Origin of the sequence: Donghicola eburneus (assembly GCF_900115865.1) — a bacterium.
In the GTDB taxonomy this organism is placed as follows: Bacteria; Pseudomonadota; Alphaproteobacteria; order Rhodobacterales; family Rhodobacteraceae; genus Donghicola; species Donghicola eburneus.
Genome location: NZ_FOXY01000001.1, coordinates 310,322 through 325,117, shown reverse-complemented (window position 1 = coordinate 325,117; position 14,796 = coordinate 310,322). Strand labels below are relative to the sequence as shown.

Annotated in this window: 18 protein-coding genes; 6 read left to right on the top strand and 12 right to left on the bottom strand. The window is 58.9% G+C overall.

The window, feature by feature from the left end; all coding sequences use genetic code 11:
* Nucleotides 1–5: 5 nt before the first annotated feature.
* Both ectB and ectA read right to left on the bottom strand, forming a co-directional pair.
* Nucleotides 6–1,292: a diaminobutyrate--2-oxoglutarate transaminase gene (gene ectB, locus BM225_RS01490; RefSeq protein WP_092463699.1), complete on the bottom strand. Its 1,287-nt coding sequence runs from the start codon at nucleotides 1,290–1,292 to the stop codon at nucleotides 6–8.
* A 39-nt stretch (nucleotides 1,293–1,331) separates the two neighbouring features.
* Nucleotides 1,332–1,883, bottom strand: coding sequence for a diaminobutyrate acetyltransferase (gene ectA, locus BM225_RS01485; RefSeq protein WP_072706181.1), 552 nt, complete (start codon nucleotides 1,881–1,883; stop codon nucleotides 1,332–1,334).
* Nucleotides 1,884–2,106: 223 nt separating this feature from the next.
* Here ectA and BM225_RS01480 point away from each other — a divergent pair, with 223 nt between their 5' ends.
* Both BM225_RS01480 and BM225_RS01475 read left to right on the top strand, forming a co-directional pair.
* Nucleotides 2,107–2,607 carry a MarR family winged helix-turn-helix transcriptional regulator gene (locus tag BM225_RS01480; protein ID WP_072706180.1) on the top strand — a complete coding sequence of 167 codons (501 nt, stop codon included), beginning with the start codon at nucleotides 2,107–2,109 and terminating at the stop codon, nucleotides 2,605–2,607.
* A gap of 170 nt (nucleotides 2,608–2,777) precedes the next feature.
* On the top strand, nucleotides 2,778–2,981 hold the full coding sequence (locus tag BM225_RS01475) for a hypothetical protein (protein ID WP_072706179.1): 204 nt from the start codon (nucleotides 2,778–2,780) through the stop codon (nucleotides 2,979–2,981).
* A 48-nt stretch (nucleotides 2,982–3,029) separates the two neighbouring features.
* Here the strand turns inward: BM225_RS01475 and BM225_RS01470 are convergent, their stop codons facing one another.
* The 3 genes from BM225_RS01470 to BM225_RS01460 are packed head-to-tail and all read right to left on the bottom strand — an operon-like array spanning nucleotide 3,030 to nucleotide 5,653.
* Nucleotides 3,030–3,458, bottom strand: coding sequence for a hypothetical protein (locus BM225_RS01470; protein WP_072706178.1), 429 nt, complete (start codon nucleotides 3,456–3,458; stop codon nucleotides 3,030–3,032).
* A gap of 14 nt (nucleotides 3,459–3,472) precedes the next feature.
* Nucleotides 3,473–4,444, bottom strand: a complete 972-nt coding sequence (locus tag BM225_RS01465; RefSeq protein ID WP_072706218.1) for a YVTN family beta-propeller repeat protein — start codon at nucleotides 4,442–4,444, stop codon at nucleotides 3,473–3,475.
* An 18-nt stretch (nucleotides 4,445–4,462) separates the two neighbouring features.
* Nucleotides 4,463–5,653 (bottom strand): ABC transporter substrate-binding protein, encoded by a 1,191-nt coding sequence (locus BM225_RS01460; protein WP_072706177.1) that lies wholly within the window; start codon nucleotides 5,651–5,653, stop codon nucleotides 4,463–4,465.
* Between the two features lie 131 nt (nucleotides 5,654–5,784).
* On the opposite strand from BM225_RS01460, the gene BM225_RS01455 reads away from it, so the two are divergent.
* From BM225_RS01455 to BM225_RS01445, 3 genes are read left to right on the top strand one after another with little or no spacing between them, the layout of a single operon-like run.
* Entirely contained in the window at nucleotides 5,785–6,294 is a 510-nt protein-coding gene (locus tag BM225_RS01455; protein WP_072706176.1) for a DUF3280 domain-containing protein, read from the top strand.
* Nucleotides 6,291–6,833, top strand: a complete 543-nt coding sequence (locus BM225_RS01450) for an SRPBCC family protein (RefSeq protein WP_072706175.1) — start codon at nucleotides 6,291–6,293, stop codon at nucleotides 6,831–6,833. Before BM225_RS01455 ends, BM225_RS01450 begins: the two co-directional genes overlap by 4 nt.
* Nucleotides 6,817–7,743, top strand: coding sequence for a YncE family protein (locus tag BM225_RS01445; protein WP_245780391.1), 927 nt, complete (start codon nucleotides 6,817–6,819; stop codon nucleotides 7,741–7,743). Before BM225_RS01450 ends, BM225_RS01445 begins: the two co-directional genes overlap by 17 nt.
* Before the next feature lie 5 nt (nucleotides 7,744–7,748).
* Here the strand turns inward: BM225_RS01445 and BM225_RS01440 are convergent, their stop codons facing one another.
* From BM225_RS01440 to BM225_RS01410, 7 genes are all read right to left on the bottom strand, one after another.
* On the bottom strand, nucleotides 7,749–8,261 hold the full coding sequence (locus BM225_RS01440; protein ID WP_072706173.1) for a PQQ-dependent catabolism-associated CXXCW motif protein: 513 nt from the start codon (nucleotides 8,259–8,261) through the stop codon (nucleotides 7,749–7,751).
* 20 nt (nucleotides 8,262–8,281) lie between these two features.
* On the bottom strand, nucleotides 8,282–9,127 hold the full coding sequence (locus tag BM225_RS01435) for a substrate-binding domain-containing protein (protein ID WP_072706172.1): 846 nt from the start codon (nucleotides 9,125–9,127) through the stop codon (nucleotides 8,282–8,284).
* Nucleotides 9,108–9,644: a c-type cytochrome, methanol metabolism-related gene (locus tag BM225_RS01430; RefSeq protein WP_072706171.1), complete on the bottom strand. Its 537-nt coding sequence runs from the start codon at nucleotides 9,642–9,644 to the stop codon at nucleotides 9,108–9,110. Before BM225_RS01430 ends, BM225_RS01435 begins: the two co-directional genes overlap by 20 nt.
* Nucleotides 9,645–9,711: 67 nt before the next feature.
* The gene (gene xoxF5 / locus BM225_RS01425; RefSeq protein WP_072706170.1) at nucleotides 9,712–11,514 is read right to left on the bottom strand and encodes a lanthanide-dependent methanol dehydrogenase XoxF5; all 1,803 of its coding nucleotides are present in this window, start codon (nucleotides 11,512–11,514) and stop codon (nucleotides 9,712–9,714) included.
* Between the two features lie 141 nt (nucleotides 11,515–11,655).
* On the bottom strand, nucleotides 11,656–12,039 hold the full coding sequence (locus BM225_RS01420) for a c-type cytochrome (RefSeq protein WP_092463696.1): 384 nt from the start codon (nucleotides 12,037–12,039) through the stop codon (nucleotides 11,656–11,658).
* Nucleotides 12,040–12,051: 12 nt separating this feature from the next.
* On the bottom strand, nucleotides 12,052–12,876 hold the full coding sequence (fghA, locus tag BM225_RS01415; RefSeq protein ID WP_072706168.1) for an S-formylglutathione hydrolase: 825 nt from the start codon (nucleotides 12,874–12,876) through the stop codon (nucleotides 12,052–12,054).
* A gap of 14 nt (nucleotides 12,877–12,890) precedes the next feature.
* Complete coding sequence (locus BM225_RS01410; RefSeq protein WP_072706167.1) at nucleotides 12,891–14,021, bottom strand: S-(hydroxymethyl)glutathione dehydrogenase/class III alcohol dehydrogenase; 1,131 nt, start codon at nucleotides 14,019–14,021, stop codon at nucleotides 12,891–12,893.
* A 165-nt stretch (nucleotides 14,022–14,186) separates the two neighbouring features.
* Between BM225_RS01410 and BM225_RS01405 the strand changes: the two genes are divergently transcribed.
* Nucleotides 14,187–14,795: a hypothetical protein gene (locus BM225_RS01405; RefSeq protein WP_072706166.1), complete on the top strand. Its 609-nt coding sequence runs from the start codon at nucleotides 14,187–14,189 to the stop codon at nucleotides 14,793–14,795.
* Nucleotide 14,796: the final 1 nt, after the last annotated feature.

Here is a 14,796-nt window from a genome sequence, read left to right as displayed (position 1 = left end):
TACTCTTACTCCGCTGCCAGCTTTGCGTTGTTCAGCACGTCGCGAGCCGCTTTCTCGAGGATCGCGAAGCCTTCTTCGAACAGCTCTTTCGAGGTCGTCAGAGGCGCGAGGATCTTGACCACTTCGTCATTCGGACCCGAGGTCTCGACGATCAGACCGTTCTCGTAGGCGCGGCCACAGATGTCCGAGGCCAGATCACCCGAGCCTACATCAACGCCCTGCATCAGGCCGCGTCCCTTCAGGTAGGCGCCGGGAACGAGGTCCGCGATGCGCTGCAGTTTTTCGGTCATCAGAGCAGCCTTCTCGGCCAACTCGGTCTGGAACGCGTCGTCGGCCCAGAACTTTTCAATCGCGACACGGGCGGTGACGAAGGCGTGGGTGTTGCCACGGAATGTGCCGTTGTGTTCGGCGGGGCCAAAGATGTCGTGCTGCGGGCGGACCAGCATCAGCGCCATCGGAAGGCCAAAGCCCGAAACCGATTTCGCCATGGTCACGATGTCCGGCTGCACGCCCATCTCATCAAACGAGAAGAAAGTGCCAGTACGGCCACAGCCTGCCTGAATGTCGTCGATGATCAGCAATGCGCCATGCTTGTGAGCGATCGCTTGCATCTTGCGAACCCAGTCCGCCGATGCCGGGTTCAGACCGCCTTCGCCTTGGACAGTTTCGAACATGATCGCAGCGGGGGCGTCGATGCCACCCGACGGGTCGCTTAGCATCTGGTCCAAGAGCGCGGCGCTGTCCACACCTTCGGCGTAGCCGTCAAAGGGGAAGCGAGTCACGCCAGCCTTGTCCATACCAGCGCCGCCACGGTGGTAGCCATTGCCGGTTGCTGCAAGCGCGCCCATGGTCACGCCGTGGAAGCCGTTGGTGAACGAGATGATGTTGGTGCGACCAGTTACTTTGCGCGCAACTTTCATTGCCGCTTCAACAGCGTTTGCGCCGGTCGGGCCGGTGAACATCACGCGGTGATCCATCTTGCGGGGCGCAAGGATGTGGTCGTTGAACGCGGTCAGGAACGCGCCTTTTGCATCGGTGTGCAGGTCCAGACCGTGCGCGATGCCGTCACCAGCAATATGCTCGATCAGGGCGGCTTTCATATCGGCGTCGTTGTGGCCGTAATTCAGCGAAGAGCAGCCCGCCAAAAAGTCGATGTAGCGGTTGCCGTCAGCGGTAAAGATTTCGGAGCCACGTGCCTCGGTGAACGAAGCAGGAAAGGCGCGGCAGTAGGAACGCGCCCCGCTTTCGCGGCGTTCATAGATCGTACGTTCAGTAGCCATGTCTTTGGGCATGGGGAAAATCCTTTGGTCAGTCGTAAAAGAGGGGAGAGTTCAAGCGGCGCGTGCAACAGAAGCCTGAGCGCGCGGCAGAGTGATGGTCACCATGTGTTCGGTGGCACACTCGCCTTGAAAGTGCTCGTCTTCTGTAAAGTGCGGCTGATCGGTCAGATCCCCGCCGACGTCGCGGGCAATGCTGCGGAACAGCCCCCACGAAGCTTCGTTGCTTTGCGTGATCGTGGTTTTTAACTCACGCGCCTCTGCGGTCGCATCTCGCGACAGCAATTCACGCAGCATTTTCTTGCCCAAACCCAGACCGCGCGCTTTGGCGCTGACAGCAACCTGCCAGACAAAGAACGCATTCGAGTTCGGGATCATGTGGCCCGAGATCCAGCCAACGACTTCGCCATTCAGCTCGGCCAGAACGCAAGTATCGCGGAAATGGTCAGCCTGAATGATGTTAGCGTAGATCGAGTTTTCATCCAGAGGGCGACAGCTCCGGACGAGCTCCCAGACGTTCTTGCCATCAGTCGCATCCGGCTTGCGCAGGATCGGCTGCATGACTCGCATCGGAGTCGTTTCGGTCTGTACTTGCAACTCTGGCATGTTGGCCTCTCGGGTTGTTTCCTTTGGCTGTCAAAGTAATAGAAGCTGAAAATATTTCAACCACCTAAGTTGTTTTTCTCACATCCCCTAAATGCCCTTGTTTTCTTGATGTTTTTCTTGATTTTTACACCAAGCGGCTAAATTATTTCCCTTCGACAATCGAAGATCACAGGCGAGATACTTAGCCAATTGAAGCATTTTCAGTTTTGTGCGATAAAGGATTATGTCTGAACAACACCGTGACCGAACCGACCAAAGCCTGATCGCCCTGCGCCGTATTCTGCGTGCGACGGAACTCTATTCGCGCAGCCTTGCGCAGTCGGCTGGCCTGACCCCTGCTCAACTGCGGGTGTTGCAGATCACAGCAGCACGGGATGGCAGCGCCACCCCCAAAGAGTTGGCTGTTCAGATGGGCGTGTCGCAGGCCACGGTGACTACGCTTGTGGATAGGTTGGTCGCGCGGAACTATGCGGTGCGCGTACGCTCTGAAACCGACCGCCGCCAGACGAACATCATCCTGACCGAGAGCGGCCAGATGGCGGTCCAGACTGCGCCCGACGCGCTGCAGCAGCGCTACGTTCAGGCGTTTGAAAAGTTGAAAGATTGGGAGCAAGCGCAGCTCCTCGCATCGCTGGAGCGAGTCGCAGCGATGCTGAATGCAGACGATATTGACGCCTCTCCGGTGCTGACCACAGGCGAGATCAAGGGCCACCGCGCCCATTAACCTGCGGGACAGAGTACGCTTTTTCCGTGACCTGCGGCAAATAGCGCCTACATATTGTGCAAAATCGCAAAATTATGCAAAAGGTGATGGTCTTTTAACCAGTACCCTGACGTGAATGCTGCATTGCGGCATTACGCTTGGGCATCCCCTCTGACTGAAAGGATGTCTTTATGATCGAACTTCTCTTCACGGCTTGTCTTGCCACAGCCCCTGACGTCTGTGAGCAAAAGAGCCTGACCTTTGTCGACGTGACCCCCATGGCTTGCATGATGGGTGCACAACCTGAGTTGGCCAAATGGCAGGTCGAGCACCCCAAATTTTCGGTCCAAGGCTGGAAGTGCAAGATGGTGAATCTGGACTCCCAAGCCATCTAATCCGCCAGCACGCAGCCCTGTCAGAGGAGGGGCTGGTTGCGTGCTTGCTTACTGAATGGTGATCTCGACCCGCTGGCTTTCGCCCTTGGATCCCGGAATACGCAGGAAATACGCGCCCGGTTTGATCGCCAGAAATTCAATCTCCATCTCGCCGGCTTCGTCGAACTCGACGCTTTCCATGCCGAAGGGGCGCATTTCCAGCCCATTGACGACGACCTCATTCACCCAGATCGCACGAAAGAAACCAGGCCCTTCGAGCGCCAGTTCCCCGCTGCCGTCTGACTCGATCTCCAGCTCGTACATCATTCCAGACTTCAGCGTGATCGGCCCCTCTGCGATGGGTTTGCCGACGGACAGCGTAATCTCGGGCATCTCACCTTTGTTGTTCGCAGACAGCACCCCCGCGAACCCATAGTCATGGGCGGCTGCACCACCCGCGATCAGCGCCAACGCGCCTGCCGCGATCCAAGTTTTCATGAATCTCTCCCCAATTAGTTCGGTGTGACGACCACGCCCCAAGGCTGCTGGCCGACCTGAATGGACTGAATGGCCTTTTCCTTGGCCACGTCGATCACGGTGATGTCGTTGGAGTTGCCGTTCGTGGTCATCAAGTGCGCGCCGTCGGGCGTAAAGGCCATCTGCCACACCCGTTGCCCGACCAGAATGTAGTCCAGCACTTCGAGCGTATCCCCGTCGATGACGGCCACGCGGTTCGCCGGCCCCAAAGCAACAAAAATCCGACTACCGTCCGACGTGACTTTGACCCCCACAGGCTGAAGCCATTCCGGCAGCACGCCAGCGACTTCGAACCCGATCTTCTTGTTCAGGGTCGGCGTGCCGTCGTCTGCAATGTCGATGACCGATACAGTCCCCCCGATTTCTGAGCTCACGAACAGGCGCTTGCCGTCCGGCGTGTACTCGGCATAGCGCGGCCGCTGATCGACGAGGATGTTGTGTTTGATCTCGTAATCCTCGGTCGAGATGAAGTGCGCCATGTTCGTGGTTTCCGAGGTGTTAATTACGAACTTGGTGTCCGGAGAGATCGCCATGCCTTCGGGTTCGACCCCCACAGGGATTTCCGCCAGAACCGTGTGGCTTTCGGTGTCTGTCACAGTCACCAGATTGTCGTCCTCGTTCGCGATATACAGCGGATTGCCCGACGGGTGCAGAGTGAACAGCTCAGGATCTGGACCAGATGGCAGGCTATAGAGTTCCTCGAAGGTTTCAGTGCTGAACACTTTGACCTGATCATCGTCAGAGGCACAGACATACAGCAAAGTCCCATCAGGGCTGACGGTGATCCCGCGCGGGCGATTTCCAGCAAAAAATTCTGTCTCGACCTGCCACGTCTCTGTGTCGATCACGGTGACTGTATTCCCCCGCTCGTTCGACACGAAGGCGCGGTTGGCAGCGACCGAGGTAGCGGCCATCACGAGGGCAGTCGTCAAAAGCAAAGGTTTCACTAAGGTCTCCATCTAGGGTTAATCAAAGGCGGCACAGGCGCTTTCGGCACGGTCCTGCCCTAGGGTGTCGAGCGGGGATATCTGGTGTAGAAAACCATCCTGCGGACTGACGCTGACTGTAATGTGGTCGTCAAACAGCAAGATCGGCTGGCGCATCTGACCATTCCAATCGCGGAAGGTGACCTTCTGCCCCTTGAACGCGGCCAGTTCGAAGTCATCCGATAGAATATAGTCGCGCAGGACCGCCGGATCGTTGCTGCTGGTTCGAGTCACTGCCTCTCCGATGACGCGCAGGGCCAGCCAGACCTCGTAATCCTCTTCGTGGACATAGCGCCCCGTTAGGTCTTCGAACCGAGTATGGAACTGGGTCGCACCCCACGCCTCGTGCGCGGGGTGAAAGGTCACCGGGCGCAATCCAGCCGACCCCATAACGGGCCGTGGATCCCACAAATGATAGGGCAGATACGCCGCAAAGTAGTCAGAGTTGTCGGCGGACATGACCACATCGTGGCGCGGCAAGTCCTGCATAAAAGTCGGCAATTGGCGCTGTACCAAGACATGACCCGAGTCCGTCCGGCGCGTGCCGCCGGTATCTTCGAATGTGCGGGTCTCGACCACTTTGGCGCCGAACTTTCGGGCAGCACGTTCGTAACTCTGTCCCAATTCCTGATCGGCGGGATTGGAGCCTTCGACAAGTACCCAGCGCGGCCACTTTTTCCACATGGCAAATTGAGCCACGGCATCCGCACGCATGTCATTGGACGGCGCGATGTGCAGCAGGTTTTCACGGCATTCGGCGCCGCGCAGGCTATTATCAGCGGCGCCCGCATTCAGAACGATGCCACCTGCCCCAGCCACTGCATCCGCAATGGCCGCTATGTCGGGCCCATTGGCGATGACCACCACATAAGGCGCGCCGCCAGCGACCAGTTCAACAGCGGCTTCGGCGGCAGCTTCGGGGGGAACGCTCAGAGTGCGGGTTTCATAGTTATGCCCCAGAAAGCGGCCCGTGGTGCTGTTATCTTCGTCAGCGAGCGCCGCACCGGCAAAGCCCAAATCATCCGGCTTCAGGTCATATCGCGAGATCGGCAGCAGTGTCTGATAGTCCACGCGCAACACAGCAGAGGTCACCTCGACCGCCGCCGCGGGTGCCAGTCCGGCCAGCAGAATCGCAGAGGCCACAGCCCATGTTCCCGTTTGTCTGCGCATGCCACCTCCGTACACGTTCACGTCACTGAATACCGACGCATACCAACAGCTTGTCAGAGCGGCGGCGCGGCTCGCTACCGATACTTTCGGAGCAATTGGCAGCAACCCCCGTCCCGCGTGACGATGGCGGTATGCTACGGAACACCGCACTGATCCTGACAACCCTGCTCGGCTTTGGCTCTTCTGCCCAAAGCGCTGAGAGCGTGGCTTTTTTCGGGATCACCTTTCTGGACAGCTCTTTGCAGACTGCTGAACTGGGCCAAGACCCAGCAGAGATGGCGCGGATCGACATGCTCGAGGCAATGGTGCGCGAGCGCTTTACCGAAAACGGGTACGACTTAGTCGATCTAGCCCCTGTGCAAGAGCAGATCGACGCCACCGTGAACCCCGCCAAGTGCTATGGCTGCGACACGCGCATGGCGACCAAGCTGGGGGCAGACTATTCCCTGGTCGGCGAGGTTCAGAAGGTCTCGAACCTGATCCTGAGCATGAATTTACAGATGCGCGATGCCGCGACGGGCACCATGGTCAAAGGCCGTGTGGTCGATATCCGGAACAACACGGACGAAAGCTGGCAGCGCGGCATGCGGTACATCCTGAAAACAACGTTCTTCACAGAAGACAGGGGAGGATCCCAATGAAACGACGCTTATTCCTTGGCGCGGTCGCCTTGGCTGCACTGCCCGGGTTGGCCTATGCCCACGGGCCCACGCGCCAGAAGGTCACACTGACGACCGAAGTCGCCGCAGAGCCCGCAGATGTTTGGGCCGCGATCGGCAATTTTCAGGACATGGGATGGCACCCTGCGGTACATGCGACCGCTGGGAACGGCGGCAACGAGATTGATGCCACGCGCCAATTGGTGCTTGGCGAAGAAGGCGGTCCGACGATCGACGAGATCCTGTACAAGTACGACGCCACCAAGATGAGCTATTCCTACCGGATCACCGACGTGAAGGTCGAGGTCCTACCTGTCACCAACTACTCATCCCATCTGACGGTGACGCCCCGCGATGGCGGTGGCTCCAAGATCGAGTGGAAGGGGGCCTTCTATCGTGGTTACCCGAACAACGATCCGCCTGCCGAGTTGAACGACGAAGCCGCGATTGCCGCAGTCAGCGGAGTGTATCAGGCAGGTCTTGATGCCTTGGTCGAGAAATTTGGTGCGCCGGGTTCTTGAACTGGCGGCGGCGCTGGGATGCGCCGCCTTACCCGCGCTTGGGGATATCGCCTACATCACCTGTCAGAACGGCGAGGCGCTGAGTGTCTTTGATCTGGACGAAGGGCGCGAAATCGCGCGCTGGCCGCTACCCGGTCAACCGGCGGGGATCGCTGTGTCGGAAACAGCCGTGTATACGGTTGCGCCGGAGGCCAAGACCGTCCGGCGTCACCACCCCGAAACCGGCGCTGTCCTGGCAGAGATCGTGCTGGACGGCGGGCCGACGGGAATCGCCTATGATCCTGCGCACGATCAGCTCTTTGTGTCCGACTGGTACAACGCCCGCATCTGGGTGCTATCTGGCCAAGATTTGAGCGTGTTGGGCGCGCTGAAGACCGGCGCCGCGCCTGCAGGGTTGGATATCTCGGCGAACGGCAGGCTTCTGGCCAGTGCCGACCGCGATGGGGATAAGGTCTCTTTGTTTGACACAGACACACTCGAGGTCGTGGCCCGTGTCAAAACCGGCGTGCGCCCCTATGGTCTACGGTTTCATGCAGACGGTCGGTTGTTCGTTGGGAATGTAGGCACGAATGATGTGAGCGTCATTGACCCAGAGGCTGGATCGGTGATTGCGACCATTCCGGTGGGAGAGCGGCCCTACGGGATCGCCTTTGCGGGCGCTGTCGGCTTCGCGACCAACCAATACGCCAACACGCTGAGCCTGTTTGACCTGCAAACTCTGACTCCGCTGAACGAGATCGCCACAAACGAATACCCAGAGGGGATCGATACAACCTCTGACGGGGATATCGTGATTGCAAACTGGTTCGACAATACCATCCAAGTCATTGATCCAGAGAGCCAGAGCATCATTGCGACCTACCCGACAGCGGACGGGCCACGGGCGTTTGGGCGGTTTATCCGACCCTGATCCCCTTACTCCTCGGGAAAGGGTTTGATCTGCTCGGTCGGCAGGTCAAAGAACGTCCAGCCGTCGGTGCCATCGGGATACCAGCTGACATCCTTATAGCCGAACTCCAGCGCACGGCGCGCAGCGTTGTAAGACATCCAGCACTCTTCTAAGCAAAAGAAGACCAGAGGATGCGCCTTGTCCCCACCGCTCGCGGCGTCCAATCCCGAAAGGAAATAGTCGAGCGTCACATCCGCCAACGCGCCGTAACCAGTATTTGGCAGCCAGATCGCGCCGGGGATAGAGTGGCGGGGTTTGTCGCGCCAGATCGTGCCTTCTGGCAGATTGGCAGGCTTGGGCGCTTGGGGCAGCACATCGACAAAAGACGCCTGCCCCTCACGCCAGAGCGCCTCGGCCTCTGGGGTTGTGATGACAGTCCCGCCAGAAAGCTCTGACGGAACTGCAGCCCGATACTGTTGGGTACGGTAGCCCTCGGGCTCGGCCACCTGCGCGAGGAGAACCATGGGCAAGCCGGACATTAGAGCCGCCCATAGCCACCTCACTGGGGGAGCTCCAGCAAGGTCTGCCCCTGCGCATCCAGCAGGGGCACACCCGCCTCCATTAGAATGGCGTTGATCTCATCCTGATGACGACGAATGAGCGAGTTAAGCTTGCGCTGCCAGACCTTCTCTCCCTGACGGACGCCCATGGTGATGCGATAGAACATCTTGGGCGGCAGTGTTTCCCCCAAAAGAGGTAGGACCGTCATCCCAGGATAATCGGATTTCACCAACGGCCCGCCAAGCGGCCCCCACAGAATGGCGGCGTCAATTTCTTGGGCCTTGAGATCTTCGAGCATGTTGACCACGGGGCTCTCGTAGCGGCGGTCCACGGTCAGGTTATAGGGCTTGGCCTTGCCGATCAGGCCGTAGCGCGCCATGTGCGTGGCGGGCGGAGTGCCTGCCACAATACCGATCCGTTTGCCCTGCAGCGCGGGATCAGACAGCCCGCTGACGCTGGACAAGTCGCTATCCCGAGGCGCGACAAGAACAAACCCAGAGGTCATGTAATGGTTCGTGTTGAGAACCATCTCATGCCCCTGGGCATACCCGATCACCACATCGCACTTCGCCGCCTTGAGCGTGTTGCGGATGAAGCCCGTGGCCATCGGATACCACTCGTACTCCACAGGTAAATCCAGTTTTGACGCAAACAGCTCTGCCAGTCGGTTCTCATATCCCCTGCCCTGATCGTCGGACATCGGCAGGTTGGCCGGATCTGCGCACACACGGAACGCATGGTGCGACACCAGATCCGAGGTCTGCGCGGCGCCGCTGACGGGCAAGAGCCCGCAGAGCGCCACGGCCAGAACCTTGAGGGCAGATTTACGTTCCCATGCAGGCATTTTCAGCTTCGCGGATAGCATCGGATTTGGCTTCTTTGCTGCCGGGACGACCGCGTGGCACAGCTTCCATGCCGCGGGCTTTGAGGTAGACATAGATGTCATCCAGATAGCACATCACGTTCAGGTTGGTACCAAAGGCAGGCATGACCGAATTATCTGCAGCATCGACCCGCTGCCGCCCGTTCGTCACCACGTCGAGGAAGTCGTAGTAATCCATGTCCAGCGCGGATTTTTTCAGCGCGGGCGCGTAGGTCGACCCCTCGCCATCGGGGCCGTGGCAGACGTGGCATTCCGAGTGATAGCGGCGAAAGCCCGAGAAGGTCAGCCAGTCAACCTTGCCATCGTCGGTGACGTTAAAGGTCGGAACGTCATCTTCGGTGAAATAGCGGCCATCTTCCTCGTAGGAGACGGCGATGTTCGGGTCGTCCATTGTGTAGCCAGATTCAGCCCAGACACCAGACGCAACCATCAGACCGGTGGTCAGTGCCACCAGAGAAAAACCCTGTCGGATCATCATATTATCCTTAAGTTTTCGGGGGTCGGAGCCGGCCAAACGGCCGGCTCCCTTGGATCAAAAAGATCGCTTAGTCAGGCAGGGTGAACACGGTCAGCTGACCACCCAGAGCGGTGTAGTCGCTGAGCGCCGAGTAGCCGCCCACAGCCCCCAGACCGTCGTTCGGGTTGGTCAGACCAGCCGCAAGGCCAATGCCAGCCCATCCGCCGACCCCCGACAGAACCGCGACGTACTGCTTGCCCGCCTGCTCATAGGTCATCACGTTGCCGATGATGCCCGAGGGGGTCTTGAAGCGGTACAGTTCTTCGCCGGTGTCAGCCGAAACGGCCTTCAGGTAACCTTCGAGCGTGCCGTAGAACACCACGTCGCCAGCGGTAGCCAGAGCACCCGACCAGACCGAGAACTGCTCAGGTATGGACCACTTGATCTCGCCTGCGATGTTGTCCCACGCGATGAAGTTACCCATGCCGCCATGGCTGTCCGGTGCCGGGTACATGGCCAATGTCGCGCCCACATAGGGCTGACCAGCGGTATAGCTCACGCGGAAAGGTTCGTAGTCCATGCAGACGTGGTTGGTGGGTACGTAGAACAGCTCTGTCTTGGGGCTGTAGGACGCGGGCTGCTGGTCTTTGGAGCCCAGAGCCGCCGGACAGATACCGGTCGAGTTCACGTCTTCGCCGTTCTGCTCTGTCGAGTACGCGGCCACCACTGCGGGACGCCCATAGGTCTCCGAATTGGGGTCCATATCGACGCCCGTGGTCCAGTTCACGGCAGGATCGAACTTCTCTGCAAGGATCAGCTCGCCGGTGACGCGGTCCAGTGTGTAGGCCAGACCATTCCGGTCAAAGTGAGTCAGCAGCGGACGGATCGCGCCATCAATCTCTTGATCGGTCAGGATCATTTCGTTGATGCCGTCATAATCCCACTCGTCATGGGGGGTCATCTGGTAGACCCACTTGGCCATGCCGTCATCGGGGTCGCGTGCCATAATGGTCATCGACCAACGGTTATCACCAGGACGCTGCGCCGGGTTCCAAGTCGACGGGTTACCGGTGCCGTAGTAGATCAGATCAGCTTCGGCATCATAGGAATACCAGCCCCAAGTGGTGCCGCCACCGATCATCCACTGATCGCCTTCCCATGTGTTGGTGCCAGAGTCCGCGCCAACGGGCTGGCCAAGATGGGTGGTGGTATCCGGATCAAATAGGATGTCGCTGTCCGGACCCATCGAATAGGCGCGCCATGCGAGGCTGCCGTCTTCCATGTTGTAGGCCGTTACAGAGCCGCGCACACCGAATTCACCCCCCGAGATGCCAACGATGACCTTGTCCTTGACCGGCATGACGGTCGCGGTGTTGGTCTCGCCCTTGCTGGGATCGCCGTTCTTGACCGACCACAGCGCTTCGCCCGTGTTCGCGTCCAGCGCAACGACCGTGGTGTCCGCCTGATGCAAGAAAATCTTACCATCCGCATAGGCCACGCCGCGGTTTACGGTGTCACAGCACATCACAGGGATCACGTTCGGATCCTGCTTGGGCTCATACTTCCAGATGATTTTACCTTCCTGCGTCAGGTCCAGAGCGTAGACCGTATTCGGGAATGGCGTGTGGACGTACATCACGTCTCCCACCACCAGCGGCGAGCCCTCGTGACCACGCAAAACGCCGGTCGAAAAGGTCCACGCAACCTGCATGTCGCCAACGTTGTCCGCGTTGATCTGAGCCAGTTCCGAATAGCGCTGGTTCTCGTAGTCGCCAGTCTGGATCGCCCACTGCGCGGGGTTGTCGATCTGGCTTTGTAGATCGGCATTTGCCAGCGCGCCTGTCGCCGAGCAAATCGCCAATACTGATGTTAAGTACTTAAGGCTTTTCATGTTTTCCTCCCTGATTGACGGGCCATCCCCGCCCTCTGGTCATCGGGCACACCTCTCCCGACTGGTGCCTGCGTCCAGCGACCTCTCCCTCCTCTGGGCGCGAGCTTCTTGTGATGGGGCCCTATGATCCCCATGGGTCTGTTACTTGGTAAACGTACCCAAATATGCGATCACGTCTGCGCGCTCTTGCTCCTTGCGCAGACCTGCAAAAGACATCTTTGTTCCCGACACATGCTCGCGCGGTTTTGCGAGGAATGCGTCCAGTTCTTCTACCGTCCAGGTCACCCCGGTCTCGGCAAACTCCTGCATCGCCGGAGAGTAGGAATACCTCTCCGAAGCAGCGACTTCGCTGCCGACAATGCCATTCAAAACGGGTCCGGTTTTCGCTTTGGCGTCCTCCCCCACGGCGTGGCAAGCTTGACACTTCTTAAAGACTGGCTCGCCTTTGGCGGGGTCGCCTTCGGCCATAACCCCATGGGCCGGTACCGAGAGTAGAAGTGCTGCGACAAAAACCCGTTTGGACATGAGTAACTTCCTTTAAATCAGCCGTTCCGCATGCCATGCGACATGCTCGCCAGCGAACGTGCTGACGAAATAGTACGAATGGTCATAGCCCCGCTGCATGCGGAACTCGCCCGGTTGACGGCGGCGCGCCATGGCCGCTGACAGGCTTTCGGGCTTGAGCAGGTCCAGAAATTGGTCCGAAGCCCCCTGATCAATCAGGATATCGCCCTTCCAACCATGCTCCTCTAGCAGGAGCGTGGCGTCGTAATTCGTCCAAGACGTCTCGTCGTCGCCAAGATAGGCCGACAGTTGCTTGCGCCCCCAATCCGAGCAGGTGGGGTTCGTGATCGGCGCAAAAGCCGTCAAGGAATGGTAGCGGTCCGGATTGCGGATCGCGATCGTCAGGGCACCATGGCCGCCCATTGAATGCCCTGTTATACCGTGACGGTCTGTCACCGGATACGTTCGCTCGACCAGTCCCCGAAGCTCATCTGTGACATAGTCATACATCTGAAAGTTAGCTTTCCACGGATCGCAGACAGCGTTCACGTAGAAGCCCGCGCCCTGCCCCAGATCATAGGCCTCATCATTCGCGATCTCGTCGCCGCGCGGCGAGGTATCGGGATAGACGATTGCCAGACCATGGTGGGCAGCATGTTCCTGCAGGCCAGCCTTGCTCATGGCGTTTTCGTGCGTGCAGGTCAGCCCCGATAGATACCAAAGCACCGGGACTGGACCTTCTTCGGCTTGCGGAGGCAAGTAGACCGCAAAGGTCATGTCGCACCCGCAAGCGTCAGAGGGATGTTTCGCGACGATCTGGCGGCCGCCGAAGCTTCTATTTTCCGATACGACCTCCATCTCGTCCCCCAACCTTAGAACTTCACGACAGCGCGGATAGATTTGCCCGCGTGCATCAGTTCAAAGCCTTCGTTGATCTCGTCGAGGGTCAGCTCGTGCGTGATCATGGGGTCGATCTCGATTTTACCGTCCATGTACCAATCAACGAACTTGGGAACGTCGGTGCGGCCCTTGGCGCCACCGAATGCGGTGCCTTTCCAGACGCGGCCGGTGACCAGCTGGAACGGACGGGTGCTGATTTCGGCACCAGCCGGCGCAACGCCGATGATAACCGACACACCCCAACCACGGTGCGAGCATTCCAGCGCGTCACGCATGACTTTGACGTTGCCGGTTGCGTCGAACGAGTAGTCCACACCGCCGATGACATCGTCGCCCTTTTTGGTCAGGTTGACGATTTCCTGCACGACCGAGCCTTCGATCTTGGACGGGTTCACAAAGTGGGTCATGCCGAACTTGCGGGCCATTTCCTCTTTGTCGTCGTTCAGGTCGACACCGATGATCATGTCCGCACCTGCCATGCGCAGGCCCTGGATCACGTTCAGACCGATACCACCCAGACCGAAAACCGCTGCGGTCGAGCCGATCTCGACGCCCGCGGTGTTGATCACGGCACCGATGCCGGTGGTAACGCCACAGCCGATGTAGCAGATCTTTTCGAACGGCGCGTCTTCGCGGACCTTCGCCAGAGCGATCTCGGGCATGACGGTGTGGTTCGCAAAGGTCGAGCAGCCCATGTAGTGATAGATCGGGGTGCCATCCAGCATTTTGAAACGGGTGGTGCCATCGGGCATCAGGCCCTGACCCTGAGTATTGCGGATCGCAGTACACAGGTTGGTCTTGCCCGAACGGCAGCTGGGGCATTCGCGGCACTCTGGCGTATACAGCGGGATTACATGGTCGCCGGGCTTCAGCGTGGTGACGCCTTCGCCGACTTCCAGAACCACACCGGCACCCTCGTGGCCGAGAATGCTGGGGAATAGACCTTCGGGGTCATCACCCGAGCGGGTGAATTCGTCGGTGTGACAAATGCCGGTCGCTTTAATCTCGACCAGAACCTCTCCCTTTCTGGGGCCCTCGAGTTCGACTTCCATAATTTCGAGGGGTTTGCCTGCCTCAAGGGCAACGGCGGCACGGGTTCGCATCCATAGTCTCCATGAATTTGAGTTAGTATTCCGCGGTACACACGGGTTGATCCAAGTATGCTGAGCAGTTTGCATTTCACTCAATGCATACGATGGTTGGTGTCAGGTCTGCATAGACATGCAACCCTTAAGTAGCACATAGTCCAAACGCGGAGGGGGTACTACATGAAGATTTTATGTAATCTTTCTATGGCTCTGGCTTTGTCAGTTGCGACAAATCAGGCTCTGGCTGCGGACTTTTCCGACCCGACTTGGCCGTGCATCCAGCGCAAGGTCGAGCGTTTGTCGGTCGGTCTGATGTGGCCCGATCCCAAACCAGAGATTACCCTAACCGACTCTCAGGAAAGCGCGGTCAAGGCGTTGGCCGCTGCCCTGTCGTTGCAGCGGGTGGATATGGAGACCGCAGGTCAGATGGTGACCGCGTTCGCCCAAACTCATGGTGCAGAACGGGATTTGATGCAGGCGGTCTTTACGCAGGTCTTTGACACCGTCGGCAAGCGGCGCACCCGCATTATCAACGGGATCGGCAATGTCTCGACCGGACAGATCAAGCTGGCCGAGCGGATTGACGAAACACGCTCGGAAATGGACCGTCTGATGGACCAGCCAGAGCCGGACTATGACCGCGTAGACGCCTTGGAAGAGCAGCTCGACTGGGACGACCGCATCTACCGCGAGCGCCAGCAATCCGTCACTTACCTATGCGAATCCCCTGTCCTGCTAGAAAAACGTTTGTTTGCGCTGGCCAATCTACTGCAGAACGCAGCGCTGTAGG

What these genes read in the sequence shown, in the direction of transcription:
- BM225_RS01480 (WP_072706180.1), top strand. Translation starts at nt 2,107, where the DNA reads ATGTCTGAACAACACCGTGACCGAACCGACCAAAGCCTGATCGCCCTG.
- xoxF5 (WP_072706170.1), bottom strand. Translation starts at nt 11,514, where the DNA reads ATGAAAAGCCTTAAGTACTTAACATCAGTATTGGCGATTTGCTCGGCG.
- BM225_RS01410 (WP_072706167.1), bottom strand. Translation starts at nt 14,021, where the DNA reads ATGCGAACCCGTGCCGCCGTTGCCCTTGAGGCAGGCAAACCCCTCGAA.
- BM225_RS01475 (WP_072706179.1), top strand. Translation starts at nt 2,778, where the DNA reads ATGATCGAACTTCTCTTCACGGCTTGTCTTGCCACAGCCCCTGACGTC.
- BM225_RS01420 (WP_092463696.1), bottom strand. Translation starts at nt 12,039, where the DNA reads ATGTCCAAACGGGTTTTTGTCGCAGCACTTCTACTCTCGGTACCGGCC.
- BM225_RS01430 (WP_072706171.1), bottom strand. Translation starts at nt 9,644, where the DNA reads ATGATGATCCGACAGGGTTTTTCTCTGGTGGCACTGACCACCGGTCTG.
- fghA (WP_072706168.1), bottom strand. Translation starts at nt 12,876, where the DNA reads ATGGAGGTCGTATCGGAAAATAGAAGCTTCGGCGGCCGCCAGATCGTC.
- BM225_RS01460 (WP_072706177.1), bottom strand. Translation starts at nt 5,653, where the DNA reads ATGCGCAGACAAACGGGAACATGGGCTGTGGCCTCTGCGATTCTGCTG.
- BM225_RS01435 (WP_072706172.1), bottom strand. Translation starts at nt 9,127, where the DNA reads ATGCCTGCATGGGAACGTAAATCTGCCCTCAAGGTTCTGGCCGTGGCG.
- BM225_RS01455 (WP_072706176.1), top strand. Translation starts at nt 5,785, where the DNA reads ATGCTACGGAACACCGCACTGATCCTGACAACCCTGCTCGGCTTTGGC.
- BM225_RS01470 (WP_072706178.1), bottom strand. Translation starts at nt 3,458, where the DNA reads ATGAAAACTTGGATCGCGGCAGGCGCGTTGGCGCTGATCGCGGGTGGT.
- ectB (WP_092463699.1), bottom strand. Translation starts at nt 1,292, where the DNA reads ATGCCCAAAGACATGGCTACTGAACGTACGATCTATGAACGCCGCGAA.
- BM225_RS01450 (WP_072706175.1), top strand. Translation starts at nt 6,291, where the DNA reads ATGAAACGACGCTTATTCCTTGGCGCGGTCGCCTTGGCTGCACTGCCC.
- ectA (WP_072706181.1), bottom strand. Translation starts at nt 1,883, where the DNA reads ATGCCAGAGTTGCAAGTACAGACCGAAACGACTCCGATGCGAGTCATG.
- BM225_RS01405 (WP_072706166.1), top strand. Translation starts at nt 14,187, where the DNA reads ATGAAGATTTTATGTAATCTTTCTATGGCTCTGGCTTTGTCAGTTGCG.
- BM225_RS01440 (WP_072706173.1), bottom strand. Translation starts at nt 8,261, where the DNA reads ATGTCCGGCTTGCCCATGGTTCTCCTCGCGCAGGTGGCCGAGCCCGAG.